The following is a 22,547-nucleotide window of genomic DNA, read 5'->3' on the forward strand; positions in this document are numbered from 1 at the left end:
GTTATCCAGTAATGGAGACCTTGATAATTTTAATAAATACATCTCAAACGGTGATTTTTCCTCTGCAGCTTCCTATGCCAGTCAAATAGCGCAGTATGACAAACAAACTCGTCAAGTCGACGATGTATTTTGGGGTCTACAAGCTGGTTCGGCTCTGAACAAGTCTGAACAATTCATTGAATCTAATGAAATTTTAGATTCTGTAGAGCAAGGTATGCGCTCTAAAGATACGCAAAATTGGGCATCAAAGAGTCTTGAAGGTTCTGCAGCTATTGCCGTGAATGACAAGGTCATGGAATATCAAAGTACACACTATGATGGAGTCATGTTAAATACCATTAAAGCATGGAACTTTATTGCTCAAGGCGATTTCTCGAATGCACGTGTCGAATTTAATCGCGCCTATGAAAGAGAACGACGGGCTGTAAATTATTTTAATAGCGAGATTTCTGAGCAGAACAAAATAATTAAACAGAACGATGTGGTTGAAAAGTACACGAATCAAGCCGTGCAATCACAGAGCATGAAATACGCGTTACAAGATGCTGGAATATCGTTAAATCGCTGGCAACCATATCAAGGTTATACCAATCCGTTTGTCAGCTACTCTCAAGCTCTATTTTATCTATTGAATGGAAAAGATCGCTCCGACTATAAGCGTGCCGTCGATAATCTCGAACGCGTTTACGGTATGACGGGGGCGAAAACGGTCGCGGATGATCTCACTCTCGCCAAACAGTTGGTGAAAAATCCGTCACAACGGGTGAGCAACCAAGTTTGGGTCATCTTTGAAAATGGCCAATCGGTTATCAAAGAAGAAAAACGTCTCGATCTGCCGCTATTTTTAGTCAGTGATGGCATCTCTTACGTCAGTGCCGCTCTACCTAGACTAAAAACTCGTGGGACAGCTTATGATTCCATTAAAGTTGCCCAGCAATCCACTGAACTACTGAGCGATATGGATCGAGTGATCTCGGCTGAGTTTGACAAGCAGTTTCCCATCATCCTTACGCGTGAAGTGGTTCGCTTACTCGTCAAAAGCTCAAGTCAAAAACTACTCTCGCTAGAGAACGATTGGCTAGAGGGTGCGGGTGCCATTTATACCGCAGCCACAACAGGCGCAGATACGCGTAGCTTTAGTGCTCTTCCTTCCCAGTACCAAGTGCTGAGACTCAACAAACCGGGCGACCAAGTGCCTATCGTTGTTGGGAACAAAACCGTTTCAGTTGCACTTAACAACCAATTTGACCGACACATTATTTGGGTCAGTGTGCCTACAAAGCATGCCGAGCCACTGATTTCGGTCATCAATCTATAACAAAAAAACAAGGTTTCCAGAATGAAAAAAACTGCTATTGCAGCCGTCATTTCGTGCGCGCTGCTTTCTGGCTGTCAAACGCCAACGGCTTATATCGATGCATCAGATACACAAAATCACGTGGCAGCGGCTCTGACCTATGCCGACTTCAACAAGGCTGCCACTGAACTTGCAGAAGAGGTCATTGCAGCACCAGGCATCGGCCAAAAAGACGGCAGTCGCACTATCGTTTACGTTGCAGAGATCACCAACGATACGATGCAGCGTATTGACACCGAACAACTGACGAAAGGCATTCGTGTGAAAATGCTTCAGTCAGGCAAATTTGCCATGACAACAGCGATGGGCGAAGACAACACCATCCACAAAATGTCTGAACTGAAAAAGTCCAAAACCTTCAACGAAGCCACGGTAAAAACCGGTGGTAAAGCGCTGGCTCCAGATTTCAGCCTAACGGGCAAAATCATGCAACGCGACCTGACCCTAGACAACGGTGACACTCGCATTGAGTACTACTTCCAAATGTCGCTAACGCATCTAGAGTACGGCATCGCGTATTGGGAAGGCGAAAGAGTGATCGGCAAAATTGCCGATGGCGATACGGTTAGTTGGTAAACAGGGCGAGTATTCAGATGAAAATTAAATACACACTGCTTGCTGGTCTCATCGCCAGCAGTATTAGTGCTCAAACGTTGGCACAAGATATTGTTCAAACACTTGAGAATGCGGATCATAACGTCAATGCTATCGTAGTAAGCCACGAGGACACGGCAGACGCGATCGAAAGCAAAATTGACGAATATATCGCTCAAAAAGAGCAACTTATCGAAGCTGCCAATAAGTCACACCTTATCCGATTCTTCGGGGGGCAAGCGGAGATTTCGGTTACCACCAACCACCCTGATTGGGCTGTCTATCGGGCAATGGCATTGGCTGAAGCTATGCACCGAGCTCGCGACAGTTACCTCAAAACACTCAACCGCGATTTTGTCGAAGAGCAAGTCCGCGAAACGTTTCACCAACATGGGTTACCAGAACCCACCGCGAAAGATTTTCAGTCGGACAATCGCTTCCAACAATTATTGGGCAAAGCCGTAGCGCTGTTTGACGGGCACCTATCCAAAGAACTGGAAAAGTTCGGTATTAGCGCCCCTGAATTTGCACAAGCTCCCCCAGAGAAGAAGCAAATTTTGATGCAACAGTACTTTGAAAACCGCAGCATTTCTAAAGCGTACGGTGACCTTTCGGGTATGTTTGTCACCAAAACGTATGAACAGTACGATGAATCAGGCAAAGGCACCATTGGGGTGGTGATGACGTTATCGCTCAACAAACGCGATAAAGTGGTTGACCTCATCAACTCGAAAGGTGATGTCCAACCGGACCCAACACGTAAAAATCCCACGGCCGCCAATCTAAAAGAGTACTTTAAAAACCAGTCAGTACCTTATATGAATGCGGGCACAGACCTGATGTATGATGCTCAAGGCTACCCAATGCTGGTCTCTTTTGGTCAATATGGTGTCGTACACACGAGTGATCGCGATATGCGATCTATCGAGCGTGAAGCGGCAGAAGGGTTTGCCGAAGATGCGGCTTGGAGTGCATTGGCCAGCACCTATAATTTAAGTGGTGATTTCGCACGTGAAAGCATCAAAAGAACGGCCAAAGAGAAGTCTCGCACCACCACGCTGATTGGCCCAGATGCAACACGCACCGCGGAAGGTTCGCTACAACGCACAGTTCAAACAACCTCCACGGAAAGCTCAAAAATGACCTCGTCGTTAAAACAAATGACTGGCGTTTCCATCGAGCACAAATGGCGAGCAAAACACCCGACTACTGGGCATGAAATGGTTGGGGTGGTATTGGTGTGGCATCCTATCAAAGTTCAAAACACCGTGAAGATGCAAAGCGGTGCTCGTGCCGATGAACTGGAAAAACCGACATCATCGAACGCCTCTCCGTCTAATCTCAAGACCGAATCAGAATCGGCAGATCGCTTCGATCTCTCTGATTTTTAGCCAGGAGATTGACGATGAAAAACGGTTATACACTCAGCGCAGTTGCGCTGAGTCTACTGATGATTTTTCCAGCGCAAGCGGACACCATTAGCGTTGAAAACACCGGAGTTGGTCAGACCTTGGATCTCGCCATCGACCAAGCCGTCAGACGTTCGATCGAACAAGTCAAGGGCGTCTCGATGGACAGTGAACGGCTAAGCACCACCAGCTATCAGCGAGAAACTGGCAAAGAGAGCCAATCCTCCACTCGCGCGGTGACGGGACAGCGAACGTCCAGTGCTGGCGATGCCACCTACCGAATATTGAGTGAGAAATGCTCGCCTTCTGAATGCCGTGTTCGCCTTGCGGTAGAGGTGGATGTGCCTGAGGGCTTTGAACGTCAAAAAAAGTTGGCGGCACTCAATAAAAATCGACGAACCATTGCGGTAAAACCCTTTACCGGTCCTCATGGTTCAACCATCACACGTCAGGTTGAAGCCAACATAGTTCAAGATCGCAAGTTCAAAGTGCTGCAAGATGTGGACAGCAGCAACTTGGATTACGTGCTTGAAGGACGCGTTGTTGAGGCACGTACACGTAAAAATGTGGTCGACAACTCTACGACTATTGAGCTAACGGGCGAACAGATTAAGGATGTCAAAACCTACTACGACTCCAAGGTCATTGTTGAATACAAACTGATTGACCGCGTGACTCAGCAAGTCAAGTGGAGTGATAAAGTGCCAACGACTTCTTCACGCAATAATTTAGACCTGTTACTCAACCTGACAGCAGGCAAAATTTTCCAACAGCTGAAAGAAAACATTTACCCTTTAGTCGCCCTAAAAACAGGCAATGAACTGATCCTCAACTCCGGTGGCGACAATATTGTCGCAGGCCAACTGTACGACATTTTTGTGATGGGCGAACGGCTGACAGACCCTTACACCAAGGAGACATTAGGCTATCACGAACGAAAAGTGGCGCGAGTGAAAGTGGCGCGAGTGAACCCCAAAGTGAGCTACGTCAGCTTGGTCAGCGGTTCTTACGATGAAATCAAAGAACACGCGATTGCAAGGCCAGTCAAAGCACAAGCTAAGCCTGCCGCCAAACCAGCGAAATCAGCGAAACCCGCGGTGGCCGAAGAAACCAGCCCAACACGAGTGACGTTTTAACCATCACGAAAGTAAATACCTTTTTAGCCAATTTATTTCAAAACAATAAAATCAACGGAAAGACATTTAGATATGAAACCAACATTACTCATCAGTGCTCTTGTTGGAGTGCTGAGCAGTCCAGTTTTGGCTTATGAACTGACTGCGCCGAGCAACCAAACCGTCAGTGAATCAAAGTTCCGCGACGCCGCTGGCGCGCCTAGGGTGTCGTTTGGTAAACGTAATCCCGAGTGTAAAGAGGATTGTGAACAAGAGCTGATCATCGGTGGCTATGCACACCGCTTTAACTCAGACGCTGAACTGCTTACGGTGACTCGCTACCAAGATCGCGCCTTCGCTTTAGTTCGACAAGAGCATGTTAAAAGCAACGGTAAAAGCAGTTCGCGCGAAGATTACCATTTCGTCTCAGGCCGCAATAACCAACGTTTGACCAAGCGCATCTTATGTGAAGGGTCGCAAGCGACCGGTTTTAACTACTCTGGTGAGCTCGTCTGTTTGAACGAAGAGAACATCCAGATCTACACCGTCAACTCCGCCCGTGAAATCAAACTGCCTATCGAGTCGGATTTTGGTCAGATCAACAATAACCTCGCAGGCACCCTTGCAATCGCTTTTGTTAATGCCGACAAGCGAACTCTGCATTACACCAATCTCCACACCCTCGATCGTCAAGGAGACTCAGCGTGGCAACAGCTACCGACACGCCTCCACAATCGTTCGGATCGCCGAGATGTGATTGCTACTTACCCAGTAAACCGAAGCACTGGCTTGGTCGCGATGTACGAGTACATCAATCCGTTCAACAAAGGGTTAACGCTCTACTCATTTGATAAGGCAGAAACTCGACGCCACGTGGTCACCAACAGCGAAGATGGCAGCAACTTTGGCTTTAACCCAGAGGTGTTTGTCTACGGCTCTCAGTACGCCATCACCGCGGAAGATCCAAAAGCGAGCAAAGATGAGCAGCACAAAACCTACCTCATTGACCCTGAGCGGCTCCTCACTGAAGACACTTATCACAACGAACTCGCCACTCAAAGCAAAATGGAGTTCTTAGCGGGATATGGCGCAACCTACAACTTTTGGCACGCGAGCCAGTCGATTGGCGATGACATTGAAACCGATTACGACATCGAGCCAAGCTTGCTTCATTCCCTTTATTTCCAAGCACGCTACACCGATACACAAGTGTCATTAAAATACCTAACGAACGAAGTGAAAGAAAGCGGCTCTCAAGCCGCCTCCGACACGGTCAGTTTATTGACTGGCCTAGTCGATTTTAACGGCTTCTTTGAAGGAGCAGATACCCTGCGTCTGAAAATGGATTGGATGACAACCAGTGGCACTGCGACCTATAAGTCGTCTCGAGACAGCCTGTGCTACAGCGGCAGTTGTGAAATGAGCCAAGACTTTACGACCGATTACAAAAACATCGAAACCTTGGTGCTCAGCGATGGCGGCAACTATTTCGGCTTAAGCTATTCTACCTATGCAATGCCAAGTGCTATCGGTTTTACACGCGATAAAGAGAGTGATTATGTACTTGGTGCCGCACTGGATGAGGACTACGAGCAATCGCGAATCATGCTGGTCGCAGGTTCCGATGAGGCCGCTTACGGTGCTCGTTATGAAATCGACTACGACCGATTCTACCTTCGCCCAAACATCGGTTTGGGTTTGGTAAAACACAGTTTCTCGAAGCAAGCAGAGCAAATCGCTCGAAACGGGGAAACTGGTGATATCGTCGGTGAGTATGGCATGGTGCTTAGTGGTGGATTGGATGCAGGTTATATTTATCAGCGCCGCTGGAGAGAAGCGTCTGGTCTAGGGTTCTCGGTACAAGGTGGTGTTCGCGCGCGTCTGGAATACACCACAAGTGCGCCGCTTCTTGATGCCTCTGATGATGATATCTACTTTAACTATTCTCGATTCGATGTCATGTGGGGGCCCTACGTCCAGTTTAATGCCATTTTTTAAACTGTTCTCCCAAACAAGAAACCGCACTAACGTGCGGTTTCTGACAAAAATCAATCGGTATCCATGATGCCAATTATAAATATTCACACAAATAAGCGGTTGTCACTTCTACTTGCAGATCAAATGAAGATTTGCCAGCCACTTCAAACGCTTCACCTGCTTGATAGGTGCTCCACTCTTCATCGCCTTCGCGTTTAATCACAAGAGCCCCTTTCACCACCGTCATGCGCTCTGGTGCATCAGTACCAAACGTATAGCTGCCTGGAATCATCACGCCGACACTGCTGTTCTCGCCTTGCTCAGTGAAACCGAGAGACTTAACATTTCCGGCAAAATAGCTGTTTTCTTTAATCATCGTTTATCCTTAAACAGGGTGTACTTCATATTGCTCGAACACCCAACATCATTACAACAGGCATTCTTTGTAACCTGTTTTTTTTCTTCCCTCAAGTATTCATTGAAAACAGGTGTGAAATCCCACCACCTCGCCTTGCTCTTGCTTCAAACTTTGACACTGAAAAGTTGCTAAATCGTCGTCCAAAATCCACTATTAACGGGATAAGGAAGTGCAATATGGTTAAGAAATCCACGCAAAACAGCAAAAACAATCGTATCGAACAGCAAGCCGAAGCGCGTATTAACAACAAGCTGGTTTTGTTTCGAGGATTGTTAACGATTTTTTTCCTGCTGCTCACTGGCTATTTTTCCTACCGAATCTACTCGGAATATCAGTTCTATGTGGCTCCAGAAAATGTTTACGGAGAATGGATAGAAATTGGCGCTCCACCCTATTTAACTGAGCGTCTCACGCTCTCTGAACAAGGCGTTTTCCGCAACAACCGTTTGATCGCCACACAATATCAGTTTGATGGCGAACGAATCATGGTCGAAACCGGTGGCGGCCTCACCATTTACCAGCTCACTGGTAGCGAGTCTTCCCCTCAATTAAGACGTTTGCAGCCCGCTACTCCCGTGCAACGTTTTGTCAAAAAAGGCTATGAAGACACCATTACCGACAGCGCCACAGGCGGCGCACAAAATCGCCGAGCCGCACTGAGCGAACATTTTAATTAGTCCCACCAATCAGAATAAGACTCTTCGTTTCATCTATTTTTGTTAAGTTAATTCCAATTACCATCATGCTGGAGCAATGGCATGCTATTTTCTATTTCTCCATCAAAGTGCCAATTATTGGTCAAAGTCTAAAACACGCTTCCAAATTTTATGTAACACGTTGTTTCCCTGCACGAGATTATTCTCGGTCACTCGAAAAGCGTTTTAATTTTTTTTGCCGAAAAAAAAGACTCTCTAATACTGATCTCGATGCGTTGTGCCTACCTTCGCAAAGCAGCTTATGCCTTCGCAATTGATGGCATATATACAAAGGAATGAGAGAAAAATTATGACGAAACTAAACCTGTGTGCCGCGAGTATTGCGCTAGCTCTTTCCGGAGCAGCGCTTGCCGCCCCTACAGCCCCAAGTATTGACCTGTACGGTTCAAACAATCTTCAGTTTTCTAAGATTGAACTCGCGATGGAAACCACCGCGGGCTACAACCAAATGGTGAAATACCATGATCAGGCAACCATCTCTGTGAAGTTCAATCAATGGAGTGGCAATACTGGTGATACCTACAATATCTATTTTGACGGCGTAAAAGTGGCCTCTGGCCCAATTTCTGGCAGCCAAACAGCGGCGACTTTCCAATACGGTAAAGGCGGCCTTTACCAAATGGAAATCGAAGCGTGTGATGCGACTGGCTGTGCGAAAAGCGCACCCGCGGAGATCACCATCGCCGATACCGACGGCTCGCACCTTAAGCCACTCACCATGAATGTTGACCCGAACAATAAGTCTTACAACACAGACCCAAGCCTTGTCGTCGGTACTTACTTTGTTGAATGGGGCATTTATGGTCGTAACTACACCGTTGACAACATCCCAGCTCAGAACCTGACTCATATTCTTTACGGCTTTATTCCTATCTGTGGTCCAAATGAGTCGGTGAAATCGGTTGGCGGTAACAGCTTCAATGCACTGAAAACCGCGTGTCAGGGTGTGCCAGATTACGAAGTCGTGATTCATGACCCATGGGCAGCGTATCAAAAGAGCTTCCCACAAGCTGGCCATCAATACAGCACGCCAATCAAAGGCAACTACGCGATGATGATGGCGCTGAAACAGCGTTACCCAGATCTCAAAATCATTCCATCCATCGGTGGTTGGACGCTTTCTGACCCATTCTTTGACTTCGTTGATAAGAAAAACCGCGATACGTTTGTGGCGTCCGTCAAGCGCTTCCTCACGACGTGGAAATTCTACGACGGTGTGGATATCGACTGGGAATTCCCTGGTGGTGACGGCGCTGCGCCAAACCTAGGCGATCCTGCACGCGATGGCCAAGCCTACGTTGATCTGATGCGCGAACTGCGCACCATGCTGAACGAGTTGGAAGCAGAAACAGGTCGCACTTATGAACTGACATCCGCTATCGGTGTGGGTCACGACAAGATTGAAGACGTGAACTACGCAGATGCCATTCAGTACATGGATTACATCTTTGCCATGACGTACGACTTCTACGGCGGTTGGAACAACGTCCCTGGTCACCAAACCGCGCTTTACTGTGGTAACTTCATGCGCCCTGGTCAGTGTGACGGTACGGGTGTAGACGAGAATGGCGTGCCTTACAAAGGCCCGGCTTACACCTCTGATCACGGTATTCAACTTCTGCTTGCGCAAGGTGTGCCAGCCAACAAACTGGTGCTTGGTACTGCCATGTACGGCCGTGGTTGGGAAGGCGTAATGCCAAGCACTCTACGTGATCCAAATGACCCAATGACTGGCACTGCAACGGGTAAACTGAAAGGCAGCACCGCTCAAGGTGTTTGGGAAGATGGCGTGATTGACTACAAAGGCATTAAGTCATTCATGTTGGGTCCAAACAGCACAGGCATCAACGGCTTCGAATACGGCTATGATGATCAAGCTGAAGCGCCATACGTGTGGAACCGCACCACGGGTGAGTTGATCACGTTTGACGATCATCGCTCTGTTCTTGCAAAAGGCGCATACGCGAAGAGCCTTGGTCTAGCGGGTCTATTCTCATGGGAAATCGATGCCGATAATGGTGACATCCTCAATGCGATGCATGAAGGTTTGGCGGGCGGTGTGGTGATCCCACCAAACAAAAAACCAACCGCAAATGCGGGTGCCGATGCCGTCGTGGTTGGCCCAGCAACCGTGACATTGGATGGCAGTGCATCGAAAGATGCTGAAGGCCCTATCGCTAGCTACGCTTGGACTCAAGTGAGTGGTCCAGCGGTCACGCTGATGGGCGCAAACACGGCTTCTGCAAGCTTTGATGCACCAGAAGTGACTGCAGCGCAGCAATTCACTTTCCAACTCACGGTAACGGATGCAGATGGCGCAAGCGCCTCTGACACTGTGGTTGTGACGGTGAACGCGAAAGACACAGGTCCTGTGAACACAGCCCCAGTGGCGAAAGTGACAGCACCTGCCACGGCAAATGCGGGTGATGTGGTCGTGGTTGATGCGTCTGCTTCAACAGATGCAGACAACGATACACTGACTTACACTTGGCAGCTTCCAGCCGGTCTTGTAGCACAAACTAATGGCGCACAAGTGACCTTCACTGCGGCAGAATACACGGCAGATACTAGCCTAACGTTCACCGTAACAGTGAGCGATGGTCAAGCATCGTCTGTGGCATCAACAACGGTTGTTGTTGCGAAGAAAGTGGATAACGGCGGCACATGTAGCAATGCATGGGATGCGAGCGCGGTTTACACGGGTGGCCAACAAGTGACTCATGCAGGCAAAACATGGGAAGCGAAGTGGTGGACTACTGGTGAAGATCCATCGAAATCAGGTCAATGGGGGGTTTGGAAAGAGATCGGCCCTGCGAACTGTAACTAATCATTGCTGTTCCTAGCAATTCTGGCCAGATGCTTCGCGTCTGGCCTTTTTTATCTCCTGCTCTTACGCGTTCGACAAGAGTTGCCCCCCGCCCTTTACGCAATCAGGCGATCAAAACTGTCTAGCACCTGCTGACACTTCATCACGCGTCCATGCCCTTGTCCTTGCGTGCTGATTAATTCAACATTCTCCATTTCTTGAGCGGCAGAGGCAGATACTGCATGGCTAGTAAACTTGTCTTGTTCATCATGCACTATCAGGGTTTGCACACGACGTTGCGCCAAACGACGATACGGATCAACCGATTGAATAGGATAGTTAAACTGCTCTTCCACCTCAGACACCACGGCTCTAAACAGTTTCATGCTGTAACCCGAGCGCTCAATGCTCGAAAACAAGTTTTCCACGTAATTCAATACTGGCGCAATCAGCAACATGGGTTTGTCCTCAAGCTTTTGGTGGCGACATTCTAGAGCCGATGCCGTGCCCATACTGTGACCAACCAGGCCTGCGACCTCATCCAATGAATCCAACACCGCATCAAGCCCTTCAACAAACGCAGGGATATGCCCAACATCGCCAGAGCTTTCGCCGTGTGCTGGGTGATCGTAGGCCAACGCGGTAAAGCCGCGTGAAGCAATGTGCGCCATCAGTGGAAAAAACTGACTTGCCGTGCCCGACCAACCGTGCGTCAGCACCCATACCGGCCCGTCTCCCAAAGCGTACGTGGTCAAGGTGCCATGGGCCGTGTCTACCTGGCCTTTACGCAAGCCTTGTGGTGGTAGGTTTTTACTCTGGGTGCGAGCAGGCGTTAGCAATAGCTTTCGCGCCGTTCTTTTCGCATGGGAAGGGGCCAGCGTATGGTGTAGGCGTGTCGTCCAGTTCACTAAACTGCGTTTAAGGCTAAACTTCTGCGACGTATTAAAGTAAATCTTCTCACTCATCATATCCTCCGTTCGCCCAAAAAGAACGACCGTGCTATTTATGTTGTTTAAAAAGAGCAATACCTTGCTCTTTGCTCTCTTAACCGTTTTTCCATCCTGCCAGCAGTTTATCGACCCCTTGCCAAAAATGCTGCAAACTCACTTCCTCCCCGCGTATGGCATAAAACACATGCGCACTGAGGTACAAGCCATACAGTTCAAACACCGCTTGTTGGGCATTCAAATCAGCGGAAAAAGCACCTTGTTCCATTCCTTTTTCAACTTGGATTTGCAGGTAATCTAACCACTTAGCAATCGAACTTTGCAGCGCTTTTTGCAGTTCACACTCTTTCGGCGCCGCATCATTCCAAGCGTCTAAAAACATGCAACTGCCTTGAAAAGAGTGGTTCCATGTCATCCAGTTATCCAGCAGCCCTCGGATTTTCTTCTCCATATCCGCATCACCAGACAAACGGGCAGGTGCGATCACACGCTCAGCGAAAATCAGGTTGGCATACTCCAGTACCGAGAGTTGCAAATTCAACTTCGCGTTGAAGTGGGCAAACAAGCCACTTTTTGACATTCCGCACTGCTTCGCTAACTCGCCAATGGTGAGGCTTTCTAAGCCATTTTCACTGGCCAGCTGAAAGGCATGCTGCAGGATGTGTTCTTTTGTAATTCGACCTTTACTCATAATGACCTAATTTTTAGCACGATCGTTCCATTTTGCAAATTTTATATTAGAGATCAGACCAGAAAACCAACATACCATTGGCGACACAAATAATAGATTTAATTGTAATGCAATGATTTTAAATATTTTTCTTTTCACATCGCAACTATTGATATTCGCTAGGTTCTCCCTTTGAGAGCAATGATAGATTGTGGTCAGTTATTTTAATGGGAGAGAACATGAAAACCAAAATCGCTAGCCTCGAGCTTGGGCGGATCATCGCGATGCTTGCCATCATAGGCTTACATTGCCAAATGGCATTGACCTACTGGCAAATCGATGACATTCCTTGGGTCGGCTACCTGCTCAATCAATTGGCACGCTTTGCCGTACCGCTATTTTTCCTGATTTCTGGTTATTTAATTCAGCCAAAACTCACTGCTACACCATTAAGCACATTGAAAAGTTACGCCAAGCCTTTACTCAAAATCTGGTTGGTATGGAGCATTTTAAGTCTACTGATGCCCTTTAACTTTCAAGTGGTGGCGGAACACGGTTACTTAGCCGAGCGACAAGGCTATTGGGGCTACTTGAGTCAAGCGCCACTCAACTCGCTATTAGAAGGCGGATTAGTTCACTTATGGTTTATCCCGGCATTGGTCATCGCGGTCGCCATTATTGCGCTCAGCCTTCATTTTCAACGCCAAAGTTGGCTGGTTGCGATTGCTACACTTCTTTATCTGTATGGCGTTTTAGCAGGTAGTTACCAACCACTGACGGAGATCGCGTCACCATTTTTTACTCGAAATGGCCCATTTTTTAGTACCCTATTAGTGGTCATAGGTTTCGTCATTCGTGATAGAAACCTTAGCCTTTCTCCTGCCAAAGCCCTCGCCTTGGTTGCAATCGGCATCGCACTTCATTTTGGTCAAGCGTGGAGCCTGATGAAGTTCGACATTGCCTTTAACGGTCACGATTTTCTTTTTGGTACAGAAATGTGGGCAACTGGCATTTTCTTGCTACTGCTTTGTTTTCCTAATTGGGGTAATCATGCTCTGACCTTTGCACTCTCACGCTATGTTTTAGGCGTGTACGTGTGCCATCTTTTGATCATCATTTTACTGATGAATATCGCTGGAATGACTGGTTTGGAAGGAATTGCTCGAGATCTCTTTATTTACCCAGTCACCATCCTTTTGAGCATTGCATTGGTTTGGCTAATCCATCACAGCCCACTTAGAAGAGTGCTATTGAGATAAGAGTACTGCCGCCATTACTGATCATAAACCACTTGATCAGTAATGGTTCTCATTTAATAAAATGAGACTACAATCGCAAAGTCACCGTTCTCCTTACGACAGCTAGTTAAATATTTGTATTAACTCACACTAATCGATCCCCAATCTGATTAAAGTAACCGCTTCATTCCACATGTTGTAGCCATTGCAAAGAAGGAGGGGTTATGTGGAGCACTCAATTAACACCATTTCTTGAAATCAGTGCGTGGTTATCTCACGGGCTTTTCTTGGTCGTCGCTTTACTTGGCATCGCCAGCGTCTACAGCCTTAAAAGGTAAATCAAGTTAGCTTCTGCTAATACGATAGCTGTCACATATAAGCCGTTCATTTATGTCTAAAATTTCTCCAGATAACAATGGAGAACTATCTATGGGCATCTATCAACGGATTGTTGTGCTAATTACCCTTTTGTTACCCACTTTTGCCTACGGCGCAACAACCTCAAAACTCAACCTCACCTCTTCTGCTGTTGGCATCATCTGCCTGTTTATTTTCGTCCTCTCCTACATCTTAGTGATGCTGGAAGAGTACTTAAAAATGCGCAAATCCAAACCCGTACTGCTTGCCGCAGGGTTAATCTGGATTTTGATTGGATTTAGCTATCAGTCCCATGGGCAAAGCGAGGTCGCCAAAGCCGCACTAGAACACAACTTGCTGGAGTACGCAGAACTACTGTTGTTCTTACTGGTGGCGATGACTTACATTAATGCTATGGAAGAAAGACGACTGTTTGATGCGCTGCAAGCGTGGATGGTAAGTAAAGGCTTTGATTTTCGTCGGCTGTTTTGGCTCACTGGCTTTCTCTCTTTCTTCATCTCCCCAATTGCCGATAACCTTACCACCGCTTTGTTGATGTGTGCCGTGGTGATGAAAGTTGCCGGCGACAACCCAAAATTTGTCAATATAGCCTGCGTTAACATCGTGATTGCCGCGAATGCTGGCGGTGCGTTTAGTCCTTTTGGCGACATCACCACGCTGATGGTCTGGCAGGCAGGCCACGTGAGCTTTTCACAGTTTATGCCACTTTTTCTCCCTTCTGCGATCAACTATCTATTGCCCGCCCTCATCATGTCGTTCTTTATTCCAGAGGAACGCCCACAAACTGTGCACGTTGAAGTGGAGCTCAAACGTGGTGCTAAAAGGATTGTTGGCCTATTTATTCTCACCATCGCCACCGCGGTGGCGTTTCACGCCGTGCTCCACTTCCCACCCGTCATTGGTATGATGATGGGCCTCGCTTATCTGCAGTTTTTTGGCTATTTCTTGCGGAAAACCTTGGCACAATCGTTAGCCAAGAAAACCGCCATTGCCATTGCTAACGGGGATGAGGATGCCCTGAAGCGCATCGGCTCAGTAGTGCCGTTTGATGTCTTCCATCGTGTCTCTCGAGCAGAATGGGACACCTTGTTGTTCTTTTATGGCGTTGTCATGTGTGTGGGAGGGTTGAGCCTACTCGGATATCTCGAAATGGTTTCATTCGCCCTCTACACCAAATGGGATCCGGTTTGGGCGAACATTACTGTTGGCTTCCTTTCTGCCATTGTCGACAACATTCCCGTGATGTTTGCCGTGCTCAGCATGGAACCTTCAATGTCATTGGGGAACTGGTTATTGGTGACATTAACCGCTGGGGTTGGCGGCAGTTTACTGTCGATTGGCTCAGCGGCGGGGGTGGCACTAATGGGGGCTGCCCGCGGTCAATATACCTTCTTTGGCCATTTGAAGTGGACGCCAGTGATCTTACTTGGCTATTGCGCCAGCATCGCGATTCACTTGGTCTATAACACCCAGACTTTTAATTACTGATTTTCTTCAAATAGGGCTATCAATGCTTGGTAGCCCTCCAATTGCGTTAATAACTCCCAACGGCGTTGCTTGGCAACTTGCAGCCAATGTTCCCCTTCCAACGCGCCCACTAACGCATACAACAAATTCAAACTGGCCTTGGGCTGTGCTTCACGAACACGCAAATATGCACGAATAGGCCCCAGATCCCGCAATTGTTGAGATGTGTTGATCCCGACAGATTGCAGCATCTGTTCTGACTTCAACCCCAACCCTTGTAGATCGCGAATTCTCTCACTCATCTCTCACTCGACCTATCTGATGGATGATTAACGCCATCCATGAGTGGCACTTCACCGATGTCATACGGATTCACCCCTTCTAAGCAGCCCAAATTGAAGCCATATTCGTCTGGAGAAGAGCGACGTTGATGGTGAGTATAAATGCCACAATTTGAGCAAAAGTAGTGTTTGGCGGTATGGGTATTAAACTGATAGAGCTTCAACAAGGCTTCGCCTTTGATGATGCGGATGCCATCCAATTTTACCGATGCCACAATGGCCCCTTTTCTACGACACATAGAACAGTCACAGCGACGGGGCTTCTCAATGCCATTAGGTAAATCGAGCTCTAATTCCACCCCACCACAGTGACAAGTTGCTTTGTGTTTTGCCTGAATAATGGTTGAGCCGACTTGCTTAATCATCATCTTCTCCTTGGTTTTTATCGATCTTAGTTTGACGATAAAACGCACATTCTTACGCTTAGACAATCACAGTGTGTAAATATTGTTAAACACTTAACAGTTTTGCCATTTGCGTTCGACGCTCGACAAAACGCTCAATAATCGACATCTTTAGCGGGTTTTCAGTCTGTTTTATCTCTTTGACAGCAAATTTTAAAGGAAGTCGGAATAATGGATAAAGATCATAGCCTAAGAGAAAATTTACTCGCGCTCACTCTTGGTAGTGCCTTGGTTTCCCTCGGCGTAATCTTTTTTAATCAGGTAGGATTGTTAACTGGTGGAACCGCTGGATTAGCGATTTTCCTCACCAAAGTCACTGATTTTAGTTTTGGTCAGGTATTTTTTGCCTTGAACCTCCCTTTTTACATACTTTCAGTCATGCGCATGGGATGGCGTTTTACCATTAACACTTTCATCGCAGTTACCATCGTCTCTTTTGCCGTGGATCACCTGCACCATGTTATCGAAATTGCGCATATTGATTCGTTTTATGCAGCGCTGCTGGGCGGCGGTTTGATCGGCATTGGGATGTTAATCATCTTCCGTCATAAGATGAGCTTAGGCGGCTTCAATATTCTCGCCTTATTCTTGCAAGAGCGGTTTGGCATTCGAGCGGGCAAGGTTCAAATGGCGCTCGACTGTACCATCGTTGTCCTTTCGCTCTTTATCGTTGAACCTTATTTAATTGCTTTATCGGTGCTCGGTGCCGTAGCAACAAACTTGATTCTAGCGATGAACCACAAACCGGGGCGCTATCAACCAAAATCGCCCGTGGCCTCGTAGCGACCAGCGCCACTATCCACTCAATAACGAGAAGCCCAATGGCTTCTCGTTATCATTTCCTAAGCTGACTGCTGAACAACCATGTTTACAGTGTAAATCGTGACTATACCTGATGCATCCAAGGCTCATATAACGTGATAGAGCATTCAAGCTATCGGTATTTAAGTTCCAACGCCAACAGTTGTTGTTTGCGCTCAACACCCCCAGCGTAGCCAGTCAACTTACCGTTTTTACCTATCACGCGATGGCACGGCACCACAATCGATATTGGATTTTTGCCATTAGCAAGACCAACCGCTCTCACCGCTTTGGGGTTGCCTATGGTGTTGGCAAGATCTTGGTAACTGCAACTCTCACCGTAAGGAATTTGGCTGAGAGCGTGCCAAACTTGTCGCTGAAAGTCAGTGCCGTTGGCCGCAAGCGGTAATTCAAATTGCTGACGAGTCCCTTCAAAGTATTGCGTCAGTTGTAGCACTGCCTTCACGAGAACAGGGTGAGAGGTGGATACCTCTCCCAACATTTGAGGTTTGGTTGTATGTTGTTCAAACCAGATCCCAACAAGGCCTTCATCCACAGCTTGAATCGTGACGACTCCCAATGGGCTATCCATTTGTGTGTAAAACTTCATGTTATTGATTCCATAGATGAAACGTCGCGTAACTTCCCCAAGGCGCTGCGCTTTTTGCAGTGAGCAATGGGTATTGTGTCATGTTTTTTTTCACCACTAAGTCTTTATCGAGAAAACAGTTTGGTAATGAGAGCCCTCTGAGATGCGCATAACTGATCGTCCAGGGCCCAATACCTTTCAAAGCCAACCACTCACTGGGATCTTGATGTTCGTTCTCCATCATATAAGCGGCAAATCGTTGCAAAGTCTCTTTGCGACTTTGTGGCATTTTCAAAAACGAAAGATCCGCCAATGCCACTTGCTCGGGGGTTGGGAACGTGAACTTATCCGCACTAACCGCTAAAGTCGCCACCAACAAATTCAACTGCCCAATGGCCGCTTTTACTGACACTTGCTGGCCCAGAATCGCCCTCACACCCGCCTCCCAAGCGCTCCAAACGCCAGGAATTCGAATACCAGTTTCACGCACCAGACCTGGCGCAACAGAACGGAGATGCGCTTCAATCACATCAGTATCCGCATCAAGGTCAAACATACGTCTTATGCCCGCAACAACCGTGCGGAGCAACGAAAGATCATCAACCGCAACCTCCACCAGTAAGCACGATTTTTCTTGGCATAGCGCCACGCTAAACTCGACTTCGCGGCCATGCAAAAGCAAGCTACGTTGGTAGTGAGTCTCTGTCACTCGTTCCACTCCGTCAATCGCTCGCATGCGATAAAAGGCCAGCATATGTCGCCAGTTGAGAATCCCTTTAAACGGCAAACAGAGCTTTGGTTGTTCTCCTTGAGCCATCTTAGACTGATGGCGAACTCTTGAAGGCGTCATTTTCATCACTTTCTGAAATGCATCGTTGAAACGGCGTGTACTGTTAAATCCGCAGGCAAAACCAATATCTGCAACGCTAAATGTGCTGGTATGGAGCAACTGTTTCGCAAACAAAAGTTGCTGATACTGGGCGTATAACTTGGGCGACATACCCAGGTAGCGGGCAAACAACTGTCTCACATAACGATCACTCACCCCCAAGCGAGCCGCTAGCTCGGCCATATTGGCATTTTGCAAGGCTCCTTGCTCAATCAAACCCAGCGCACGAGAAAACGTGGTTTCCACGCCTTTCCATGCCCACGAGTCCGGAGCGCTATCTGGCCGACAACGCAAACAAGGACGGTATCCCGCCTGCAATGCCTGAGCTTTGTCGTTGTAATATTCAACATTTTCTTCTTTTGGTAAATTCGCCGGACAAATCGGACGGCAAAAAATACCGGTACTTCTTACCGCAATGTAAAACGCCCCATCAAAGCGTGCATCTCGAGCCATTCTTGCCTGTTGGCATTGTTCAATAGTGAGAGAGGAAAAATCGGATAATGCCACAAAATCGTCCTTGTTTTAGCCTAACAGTCAACCCATCGTTATCAACGATTGTAAGACGAAATGGCGCAAGAAGTAGCCATTTTCGGAACTGAAGCCGGAATGATACATCGAGTGATGTGACACCCAAGCCACTGAGCATCGTAAATGGGTGAAATGAATATGGAAGCAAAAGCGCACAGATTAATAAAATGATTGATCCGGACTGGTGTTTGAGTAAACGAGCATCACCACCCGCATTGCGACTTCAAACAAAACGAGGGGATATATTTCGGTCATATCCTTTTGCAATAGTGTCACCTGTATTATTTGTGGCAAATCTCACAATCTACACTAATGTAAAAAGTAGCCACCTCAAAAGTGGCAAACAACGTCAGAAATAACGTATAAGGAAGAGGCTATGGATTTGCACTCCTGCATTATTGTGCTGCGTAATCAAGAAGTGATTACCAGTAACTCTGTGGAAGATTCTCTCGGTATTATCGAATCTCAAGGACAGAATGGCATTTCAACCATTCAAATCAACGCACGTGATGGCAACGCGATTCACACCTATCACTGCGCCAACATAGAGGATTCATTGGAAAACTTAATGAATCTTTAAATCATCACAGCGTGCGGATTCATTTGATCGAAAAAAGCCTCGTCATCGCGAGGCTTTAAAGTCAGTGATGTAGATCGATTCGGATTCCCGCTTGCAGTAACAGGGGGTATTAAGCCATTACTGGTTTTTTAACTCGCCAGCGGGTCAATCATTTTAACGAGCTCTTCAACTTGCCTAATCGCATCGATAGAGGTGCTCGCCTTGCGATAACTCAGATAGATAGGTCGATTCCACTCTTCGACACCATGTACACGATGCAACTGCCCTGTTGTGAGATAAGGCTGGGCGACAGAGGCAGGTAAGTAAGCACTTCCACCTTTCTCTAGAATAAAATCCAGTGCGATACGCGCAGTGGACGTTCTGAGGTAAGGTGCAATGTGCTTTTGATGGCGCTCTGCGTGCTCAGAAGCAAATTTGGTGCCCCAGTCGATGTAAACGTATTTTCCATCGAACACCGTCTCTTTGCTGTCTTCTTGAGTCGACACCATCACCAGAACCAAGTCAGCCACTTTTTTACATGAAAACTCATCCGCTTTGATCTGATCAAACGCAAATGCCATGTCTAACGTGCGCTCTTGCAAGCCTCGAGTCAGCAGTTCTCGCCCCATCACTTCAGCGTTAAAACCGTAGCCACTAAACGAATCTGTTACAGCGCTAAGGCAGTTTTGCAAATAAGCATCCCATACGTTAGGCGTCCCGCCTAACGTCAGCTGCAATGCCCTGCCATCTTTCATCGAAAGCTCTAATTTGGCCTGTTGAAGCGTAGATACCATCACTTCCGCATAACCCACTAAACGCTCTCCAGCAGAGGTTAACTTGATATTGTTGCGATCTCGGATAAAAAGCTCGACATCGAAATAACTTTCGAGCTGTTTGATGCGGGCACTCACTGCCGCTTGGGTAATGTACAAATTTTCAGCCGCACGACCAAAATGTCGAACATTAGCTAATTCTAAAAAAGTTCGAAAGACCTTTACGTCCATTACTCATCTCCTGGTTGAACGACACCAGATTAACAATAAAATACAATCATATCGATAGAAAAGTTTTGTTTTTCTTTTGCTAATTTTGCGCCTAACTTTCGCCGTAAATCATCATTAATAATCTATACGGTTACAGAGGCTGTCTGATATGTCTGACTCGACGATTCGTCATGGCAAAAAACGATTTTTCGATAACGCAAAATTCCCACGCGGATTTGCAAAGTCTGGTGATTTTACTCTTGCAGAAGAGGAAATCCTAATGATTTATGGGGAAACCCTAGTTGGTCTAGAGACAGGACAACTAACCCCTGAAAATGAAGATGAGAAACACTTTTTGCTGACTTTAGAGACTCCAGAAGCAGCACAAAGCAAAGTAGAACGCACCTGGTTGAAATACATTCGTCTTGCGCGTGGTCGTAAGCGATTCCATACGTTAAACGGTCGCAATAAACCTGATGCGAACGATGATTACGTAGAGGAAGATGCGAGCTTAACTGAGGACGATTAATCCCATTTGCTTCTTGATGCAATCATGTTTATCAAACAATGATTCGACCTTAAGGCTCATTCACCAATGACGATTAAGGGATCACATGGTTGCCAGTACAACAAATGGCTTAATCATTAAAGACAAAAACCGCTTTTGTTTTTGTCGAGTTCTTCAAGAGGACTCAAGACCTCAAACAGAGTATTTACATTGAGTTGTCAGACTGAATGTTAGAAAGCCCGCTCCGAATGGCGGGCTTTGAACTCATTATTTTTCTACCTGTATTTGCGTCGCCAGCTCGCCTTACGCTAAATTTTTTTATGCGATAAAAGACAACGTTCTCGAAGGTAAGCGAGTGAGAAAAACGAAAACCCAAAGCAAACACGACTTTGGGTTTTAAACGGCTTGGATTACATCGCGGCTATTTCGCCAAGTTAGCCACTTTTTTAAGAAAGCTATCGCGAAGATGTTCCTGTTCATAATCCAAATGATAGGTATTGTGGAATCCCACTTTAAGTTCAACGCCGTTGCCTCTCATGTAAACGCTGTAACCATCGTAATCAGAAAACGCCTCTACTCCTTCATAAATTTTGCCAAATTCCGTCGGAGTGCCTCGTTCCATTATGGTTTCATACGCGTGGAGAATTTTGGTGGAATCCAGTTCATTTTTCATGGTCAGGCTCCTTAAAAAGCACACATCGTAAGTATGGTAAACAGACCTTCATTTCGCCAATATGCATTTTTGAACTGACTCAAACTAACACTTAATTTCAAAGATAAATTTATCAACAAAATGCGAAAGAATCGCTTGATATCTAAACAAGAAAAAAAGCACACAACGGCAACGCAAACGTGTGTTATGGTGATTTTAGATGACCATTCGGTGAAAAATCGGAAATTTTGACCTAAAACAATGGCAGCCACCAAAAACTTATTTTATAATGCAAAATAATGTTTCGGTACATCCAAAATTTCTAATATCTAGGGGCAAAAAATGAGACTTATCCCGTTAAAAACCGCAGCACAAGTTGGTAAGTGGGCAGCGGCACATATTGCTAAGCGTATCAATGATTTCCAACCAACTGCTGAGCGTCCTTTCGTGTTGGGCCTACCAACGGGTGGCACACCTCTTGCGACTTACAAAGCACTGATCGAACTCTATCAAGCAGGTGAAGTGAGCTTTAAGCACGTTGTGACTTTTAATATGGATGAGTACATTGGTATCGCCGCTGATCACCCAGAATCGTACCGTTCATTCATGTACAACAACTTCTTCAACCACATTGACATCCAGGAAGAGAACATCAACCTGCTAAACGGCAATGCGGAAGACCACGAAGCAGAATGTCAGCGTTACGAAGACAAGATCAAATCTTACGGCCGTATCAACCTATTCATGGGTGGCGTGGGCAACGATGGTCACATCGCATTCAATGAACCAGCTTCTTCTCTATCGTCTCGCACTCGCATCAAGACACTAACGGAAGACACTCGTATTGCTAACTCTCGTTTCTTCGATGGCGACATTAACCAAGTACCAAAGTACGCGCTAACTATCGGTGTAGGTACTTTGCTTGATTCTCAAGAAATCATGATCCTAGTAACTGGTCACAACAAAGCGCTTGCACTAGAAGCAGCGGTAGAAGGTTGTGTAAATCACCTATGGACTGTTTCTGCTCTTCAACTACATCCTAAGTCAGTGATCGTATGTGATGAGCCATCAACTCAAGAGCTAAAAGTGAAGACGGTAAAATACTTCACTGAGCTAGAAGCGAAGAACATCGTCGGCTTCTAATTTCGCTCTGAGCGAACGATAAAAAGCAAATCCCGCGATCATCGCGGGATTTTTCTTT

The 22,547-nt window shown here is 46.7% G+C and carries 22 protein-coding genes; 13 read left to right on the forward strand and 9 right to left on the reverse strand.

The features are described from left to right. The 5 genes from FC652_RS05340 to FC652_RS05360 form a co-directional block, all read left to right on the forward strand. The coding region (locus FC652_RS05340) for a hypothetical protein (protein WP_176297774.1) at positions 1-1,318 on the forward strand (1,318 nt) is incomplete at its 5' end. Positions 1,319-1,339: 21 nt separating this feature from the next. Continuing rightward, positions 1,340-1,933, forward strand: coding sequence for a penicillin-binding protein activator LpoB (gene lpoB, locus FC652_RS05345; RefSeq protein WP_176297775.1), 594 nt, complete (start codon positions 1,340-1,342; stop codon positions 1,931-1,933). Positions 1,934-1,950: 17 nt separating this feature from the next. Beyond that, entirely contained in the window at positions 1,951-3,342 is a 1,392-nt protein-coding gene (locus FC652_RS05350; protein WP_176297776.1) for a DUF6844 domain-containing protein, read from the forward strand. Positions 3,343-3,356: 14 nt separating this feature from the next. Further along, the gene (locus FC652_RS05355) at positions 3,357-4,496 is read left to right on the forward strand and encodes a hypothetical protein (RefSeq protein WP_176297777.1); all 1,140 of its coding nucleotides are present in this window, start codon (positions 3,357-3,359) and stop codon (positions 4,494-4,496) included. A gap of 72 nt (positions 4,497-4,568) precedes the next feature. Then, entirely contained in the window at positions 4,569-6,473 is a 1,905-nt protein-coding gene (locus FC652_RS05360; RefSeq protein WP_176297778.1) for a hypothetical protein, read from the forward strand. 73 nt (positions 6,474-6,546) lie between these two features. Here the strand turns inward: FC652_RS05360 and FC652_RS05365 are convergent, their stop codons facing one another. Continuing rightward, positions 6,547-6,828: a pyrimidine/purine nucleoside phosphorylase gene (locus tag FC652_RS05365; protein WP_176297779.1), complete on the reverse strand. Its 282-nt coding sequence runs from the start codon at positions 6,826-6,828 to the stop codon at positions 6,547-6,549. Between the two features lie 218 nt (positions 6,829-7,046). Between FC652_RS05365 and FC652_RS05370 the strand changes: the two genes are divergently transcribed. Continuing rightward, a complete protein-coding gene (locus FC652_RS05370) occupies positions 7,047-7,547 on the forward strand; it encodes a DUF2850 domain-containing protein (protein WP_176297780.1) in 501 nt (166 codons plus the stop codon). A gap of 328 nt (positions 7,548-7,875) precedes the next feature. Further along, positions 7,876-10,413 carry a glycosyl hydrolase family 18 protein gene (locus FC652_RS05375; protein WP_176297781.1) on the forward strand — a complete coding sequence of 846 codons (2,538 nt, stop codon included), beginning with the start codon at positions 7,876-7,878 and terminating at the stop codon, positions 10,411-10,413. A gap of 95 nt (positions 10,414-10,508) precedes the next feature. Here FC652_RS05375 and FC652_RS05380 read toward each other — a convergent pair whose 3' ends face one another. Then, positions 10,509-11,357 carry an alpha/beta fold hydrolase gene (locus FC652_RS05380; protein ID WP_176297782.1) on the reverse strand — a complete coding sequence of 283 codons (849 nt, stop codon included), beginning with the start codon at positions 11,355-11,357 and terminating at the stop codon, positions 10,509-10,511. A gap of 79 nt (positions 11,358-11,436) precedes the next feature. Continuing rightward, positions 11,437-12,030: a TetR/AcrR family transcriptional regulator gene (locus FC652_RS05385; RefSeq protein ID WP_176297783.1), complete on the reverse strand. Its 594-nt coding sequence runs from the start codon at positions 12,028-12,030 to the stop codon at positions 11,437-11,439. A gap of 218 nt (positions 12,031-12,248) precedes the next feature. Here FC652_RS05385 and FC652_RS05390 point away from each other — a divergent pair, with 218 nt between their 5' ends. Continuing rightward, positions 12,249-13,268: an acyltransferase gene (locus FC652_RS05390; protein ID WP_176297784.1), complete on the forward strand. Its 1,020-nt coding sequence runs from the start codon at positions 12,249-12,251 to the stop codon at positions 13,266-13,268. Positions 13,269-13,676: 408 nt separating this feature from the next. Continuing rightward, positions 13,677-15,113 carry a sodium:proton antiporter NhaD gene (gene nhaD / locus FC652_RS05395; protein WP_176297785.1) on the forward strand — a complete coding sequence of 479 codons (1,437 nt, stop codon included), beginning with the start codon at positions 13,677-13,679 and terminating at the stop codon, positions 15,111-15,113. Here the strand turns inward: nhaD and FC652_RS05400 are convergent. Beyond that, positions 15,107-15,394 carry a TfoX/Sxy family protein gene (locus FC652_RS05400; protein WP_176297786.1) on the reverse strand — a complete coding sequence of 96 codons (288 nt, stop codon included), beginning with the start codon at positions 15,392-15,394 and terminating at the stop codon, positions 15,107-15,109. The two genes, nhaD and FC652_RS05400, sit on opposite strands and share 7 nt — an antisense overlap. Continuing rightward, on the reverse strand, positions 15,391-15,798 hold the full coding sequence (locus FC652_RS05405) for a GFA family protein (protein WP_176297787.1): 408 nt from the start codon (positions 15,796-15,798) through the stop codon (positions 15,391-15,393). Before FC652_RS05405 ends, FC652_RS05400 begins: the two co-directional genes overlap by 4 nt. Before the next feature lie 210 nt (positions 15,799-16,008). On the opposite strand from FC652_RS05405, the gene FC652_RS05410 reads away from it, so the two are divergent. After that, positions 16,009-16,620 (forward strand): YitT family protein, encoded by a 612-nt coding sequence (locus FC652_RS05410; protein WP_176297788.1) that lies wholly within the window; start codon positions 16,009-16,011, stop codon positions 16,618-16,620. A gap of 151 nt (positions 16,621-16,771) precedes the next feature. Here FC652_RS05410 and FC652_RS05415 read toward each other — a convergent pair whose 3' ends face one another. Next, positions 16,772-17,248 carry a methylated-DNA--[protein]-cysteine S-methyltransferase gene (locus tag FC652_RS05415; RefSeq protein WP_176297789.1) on the reverse strand — a complete coding sequence of 159 codons (477 nt, stop codon included), beginning with the start codon at positions 17,246-17,248 and terminating at the stop codon, positions 16,772-16,774. Position 17,249: 1 nt separating this feature from the next. Next, the gene (locus FC652_RS05420; protein WP_369597880.1) at positions 17,250-18,623 is read right to left on the reverse strand and encodes a DNA-3-methyladenine glycosylase 2 family protein; all 1,374 of its coding nucleotides are present in this window, start codon (positions 18,621-18,623) and stop codon (positions 17,250-17,252) included. A 397-nt stretch (positions 18,624-19,020) separates the two neighbouring features. Between FC652_RS05420 and FC652_RS05425 the strand changes: the two genes are divergently transcribed. Beyond that, positions 19,021-19,224, forward strand: coding sequence for a hypothetical protein (locus tag FC652_RS05425; protein WP_176297790.1), 204 nt, complete (start codon positions 19,021-19,023; stop codon positions 19,222-19,224). A gap of 128 nt (positions 19,225-19,352) precedes the next feature. Here the strand turns inward: FC652_RS05425 and FC652_RS05430 are convergent, their stop codons facing one another. Then, entirely contained in the window at positions 19,353-20,207 is an 855-nt protein-coding gene (locus FC652_RS05430) for a LysR family transcriptional regulator (protein WP_176297791.1), read from the reverse strand. 148 nt (positions 20,208-20,355) lie between these two features. Between FC652_RS05430 and FC652_RS05435 the strand changes: the two genes are divergently transcribed. Beyond that, complete coding sequence (locus FC652_RS05435; RefSeq protein WP_176297792.1) at positions 20,356-20,715, forward strand: DUF413 domain-containing protein; 360 nt, start codon at positions 20,356-20,358, stop codon at positions 20,713-20,715. A 400-nt stretch (positions 20,716-21,115) separates the two neighbouring features. Here the strand turns inward: FC652_RS05435 and FC652_RS05440 are convergent, their stop codons facing one another. Further along, positions 21,116-21,367 carry a DUF3081 domain-containing protein gene (locus tag FC652_RS05440; protein WP_176297793.1) on the reverse strand — a complete coding sequence of 84 codons (252 nt, stop codon included), beginning with the start codon at positions 21,365-21,367 and terminating at the stop codon, positions 21,116-21,118. 321 nt (positions 21,368-21,688) lie between these two features. On the opposite strand from FC652_RS05440, the gene nagB reads away from it, so the two are divergent. Then, entirely contained in the window at positions 21,689-22,489 is an 801-nt protein-coding gene (gene nagB / locus FC652_RS05445; RefSeq protein WP_176297794.1) for a glucosamine-6-phosphate deaminase, read from the forward strand. Positions 22,490-22,547: the final 58 nt, after the last annotated feature.

It is taken from the genome of Vibrio sp. 05-20-BW147 (assembly GCF_013369385.1).
In the GTDB taxonomy this organism is placed as follows: Bacteria; Pseudomonadota; Gammaproteobacteria; order Enterobacterales; family Vibrionaceae; genus Vibrio; species Vibrio floridensis.

Bases quoted from the DNA above. Each gene is read 5' to 3' on its own strand.
- FC652_RS05410 (WP_176297788.1), top strand. From the start codon at position 16,009: ATGGATAAAGATCATAGCCTAAGAGAAAATTTACTCGCGCTCACTCTT.
- FC652_RS05435 (WP_176297792.1), top strand. From the start codon at position 20,356: ATGTCTGACTCGACGATTCGTCATGGCAAAAAACGATTTTTCGATAAC.
- FC652_RS05405 (WP_176297787.1), bottom strand. From the start codon at position 15,798: ATGATTAAGCAAGTCGGCTCAACCATTATTCAGGCAAAACACAAAGCA.
- FC652_RS05355 (WP_176297777.1), top strand. From the start codon at position 3,357: ATGAAAAACGGTTATACACTCAGCGCAGTTGCGCTGAGTCTACTGATG.
- nhaD (WP_176297785.1), top strand. From the start codon at position 13,677: ATGGGCATCTATCAACGGATTGTTGTGCTAATTACCCTTTTGTTACCC.
- FC652_RS05400 (WP_176297786.1), bottom strand. From the start codon at position 15,394: ATGAGTGAGAGAATTCGCGATCTACAAGGGTTGGGGTTGAAGTCAGAA.
- FC652_RS05375 (WP_176297781.1), top strand. From the start codon at position 7,876: ATGACGAAACTAAACCTGTGTGCCGCGAGTATTGCGCTAGCTCTTTCC.
- FC652_RS05380 (WP_176297782.1), bottom strand. From the start codon at position 11,357: ATGAGTGAGAAGATTTACTTTAATACGTCGCAGAAGTTTAGCCTTAAA.
- FC652_RS05365 (WP_176297779.1), bottom strand. From the start codon at position 6,828: ATGATTAAAGAAAACAGCTATTTTGCCGGAAATGTTAAGTCTCTCGGT.
- FC652_RS05350 (WP_176297776.1), top strand. From the start codon at position 1,951: ATGAAAATTAAATACACACTGCTTGCTGGTCTCATCGCCAGCAGTATT.
- FC652_RS05390 (WP_176297784.1), top strand. From the start codon at position 12,249: ATGAAAACCAAAATCGCTAGCCTCGAGCTTGGGCGGATCATCGCGATG.
- FC652_RS05425 (WP_176297790.1), top strand. From the start codon at position 19,021: ATGGATTTGCACTCCTGCATTATTGTGCTGCGTAATCAAGAAGTGATT.
- nagB (WP_176297794.1), top strand. From the start codon at position 21,689: ATGAGACTTATCCCGTTAAAAACCGCAGCACAAGTTGGTAAGTGGGCA.
- FC652_RS05430 (WP_176297791.1), bottom strand. From the start codon at position 20,207: ATGGACGTAAAGGTCTTTCGAACTTTTTTAGAATTAGCTAATGTTCGA.
- FC652_RS05415 (WP_176297789.1), bottom strand. From the start codon at position 17,248: ATGAAGTTTTACACACAAATGGATAGCCCATTGGGAGTCGTCACGATT.
- lpoB (WP_176297775.1), top strand. From the start codon at position 1,340: ATGAAAAAAACTGCTATTGCAGCCGTCATTTCGTGCGCGCTGCTTTCT.
- FC652_RS05370 (WP_176297780.1), top strand. From the start codon at position 7,047: ATGGTTAAGAAATCCACGCAAAACAGCAAAAACAATCGTATCGAACAG.
- FC652_RS05385 (WP_176297783.1), bottom strand. From the start codon at position 12,030: ATGAGTAAAGGTCGAATTACAAAAGAACACATCCTGCAGCATGCCTTT.
- FC652_RS05440 (WP_176297793.1), bottom strand. From the start codon at position 21,367: ATGAAAAATGAACTGGATTCCACCAAAATTCTCCACGCGTATGAAACC.
- FC652_RS05360 (WP_176297778.1), top strand. From the start codon at position 4,569: ATGAAACCAACATTACTCATCAGTGCTCTTGTTGGAGTGCTGAGCAGT.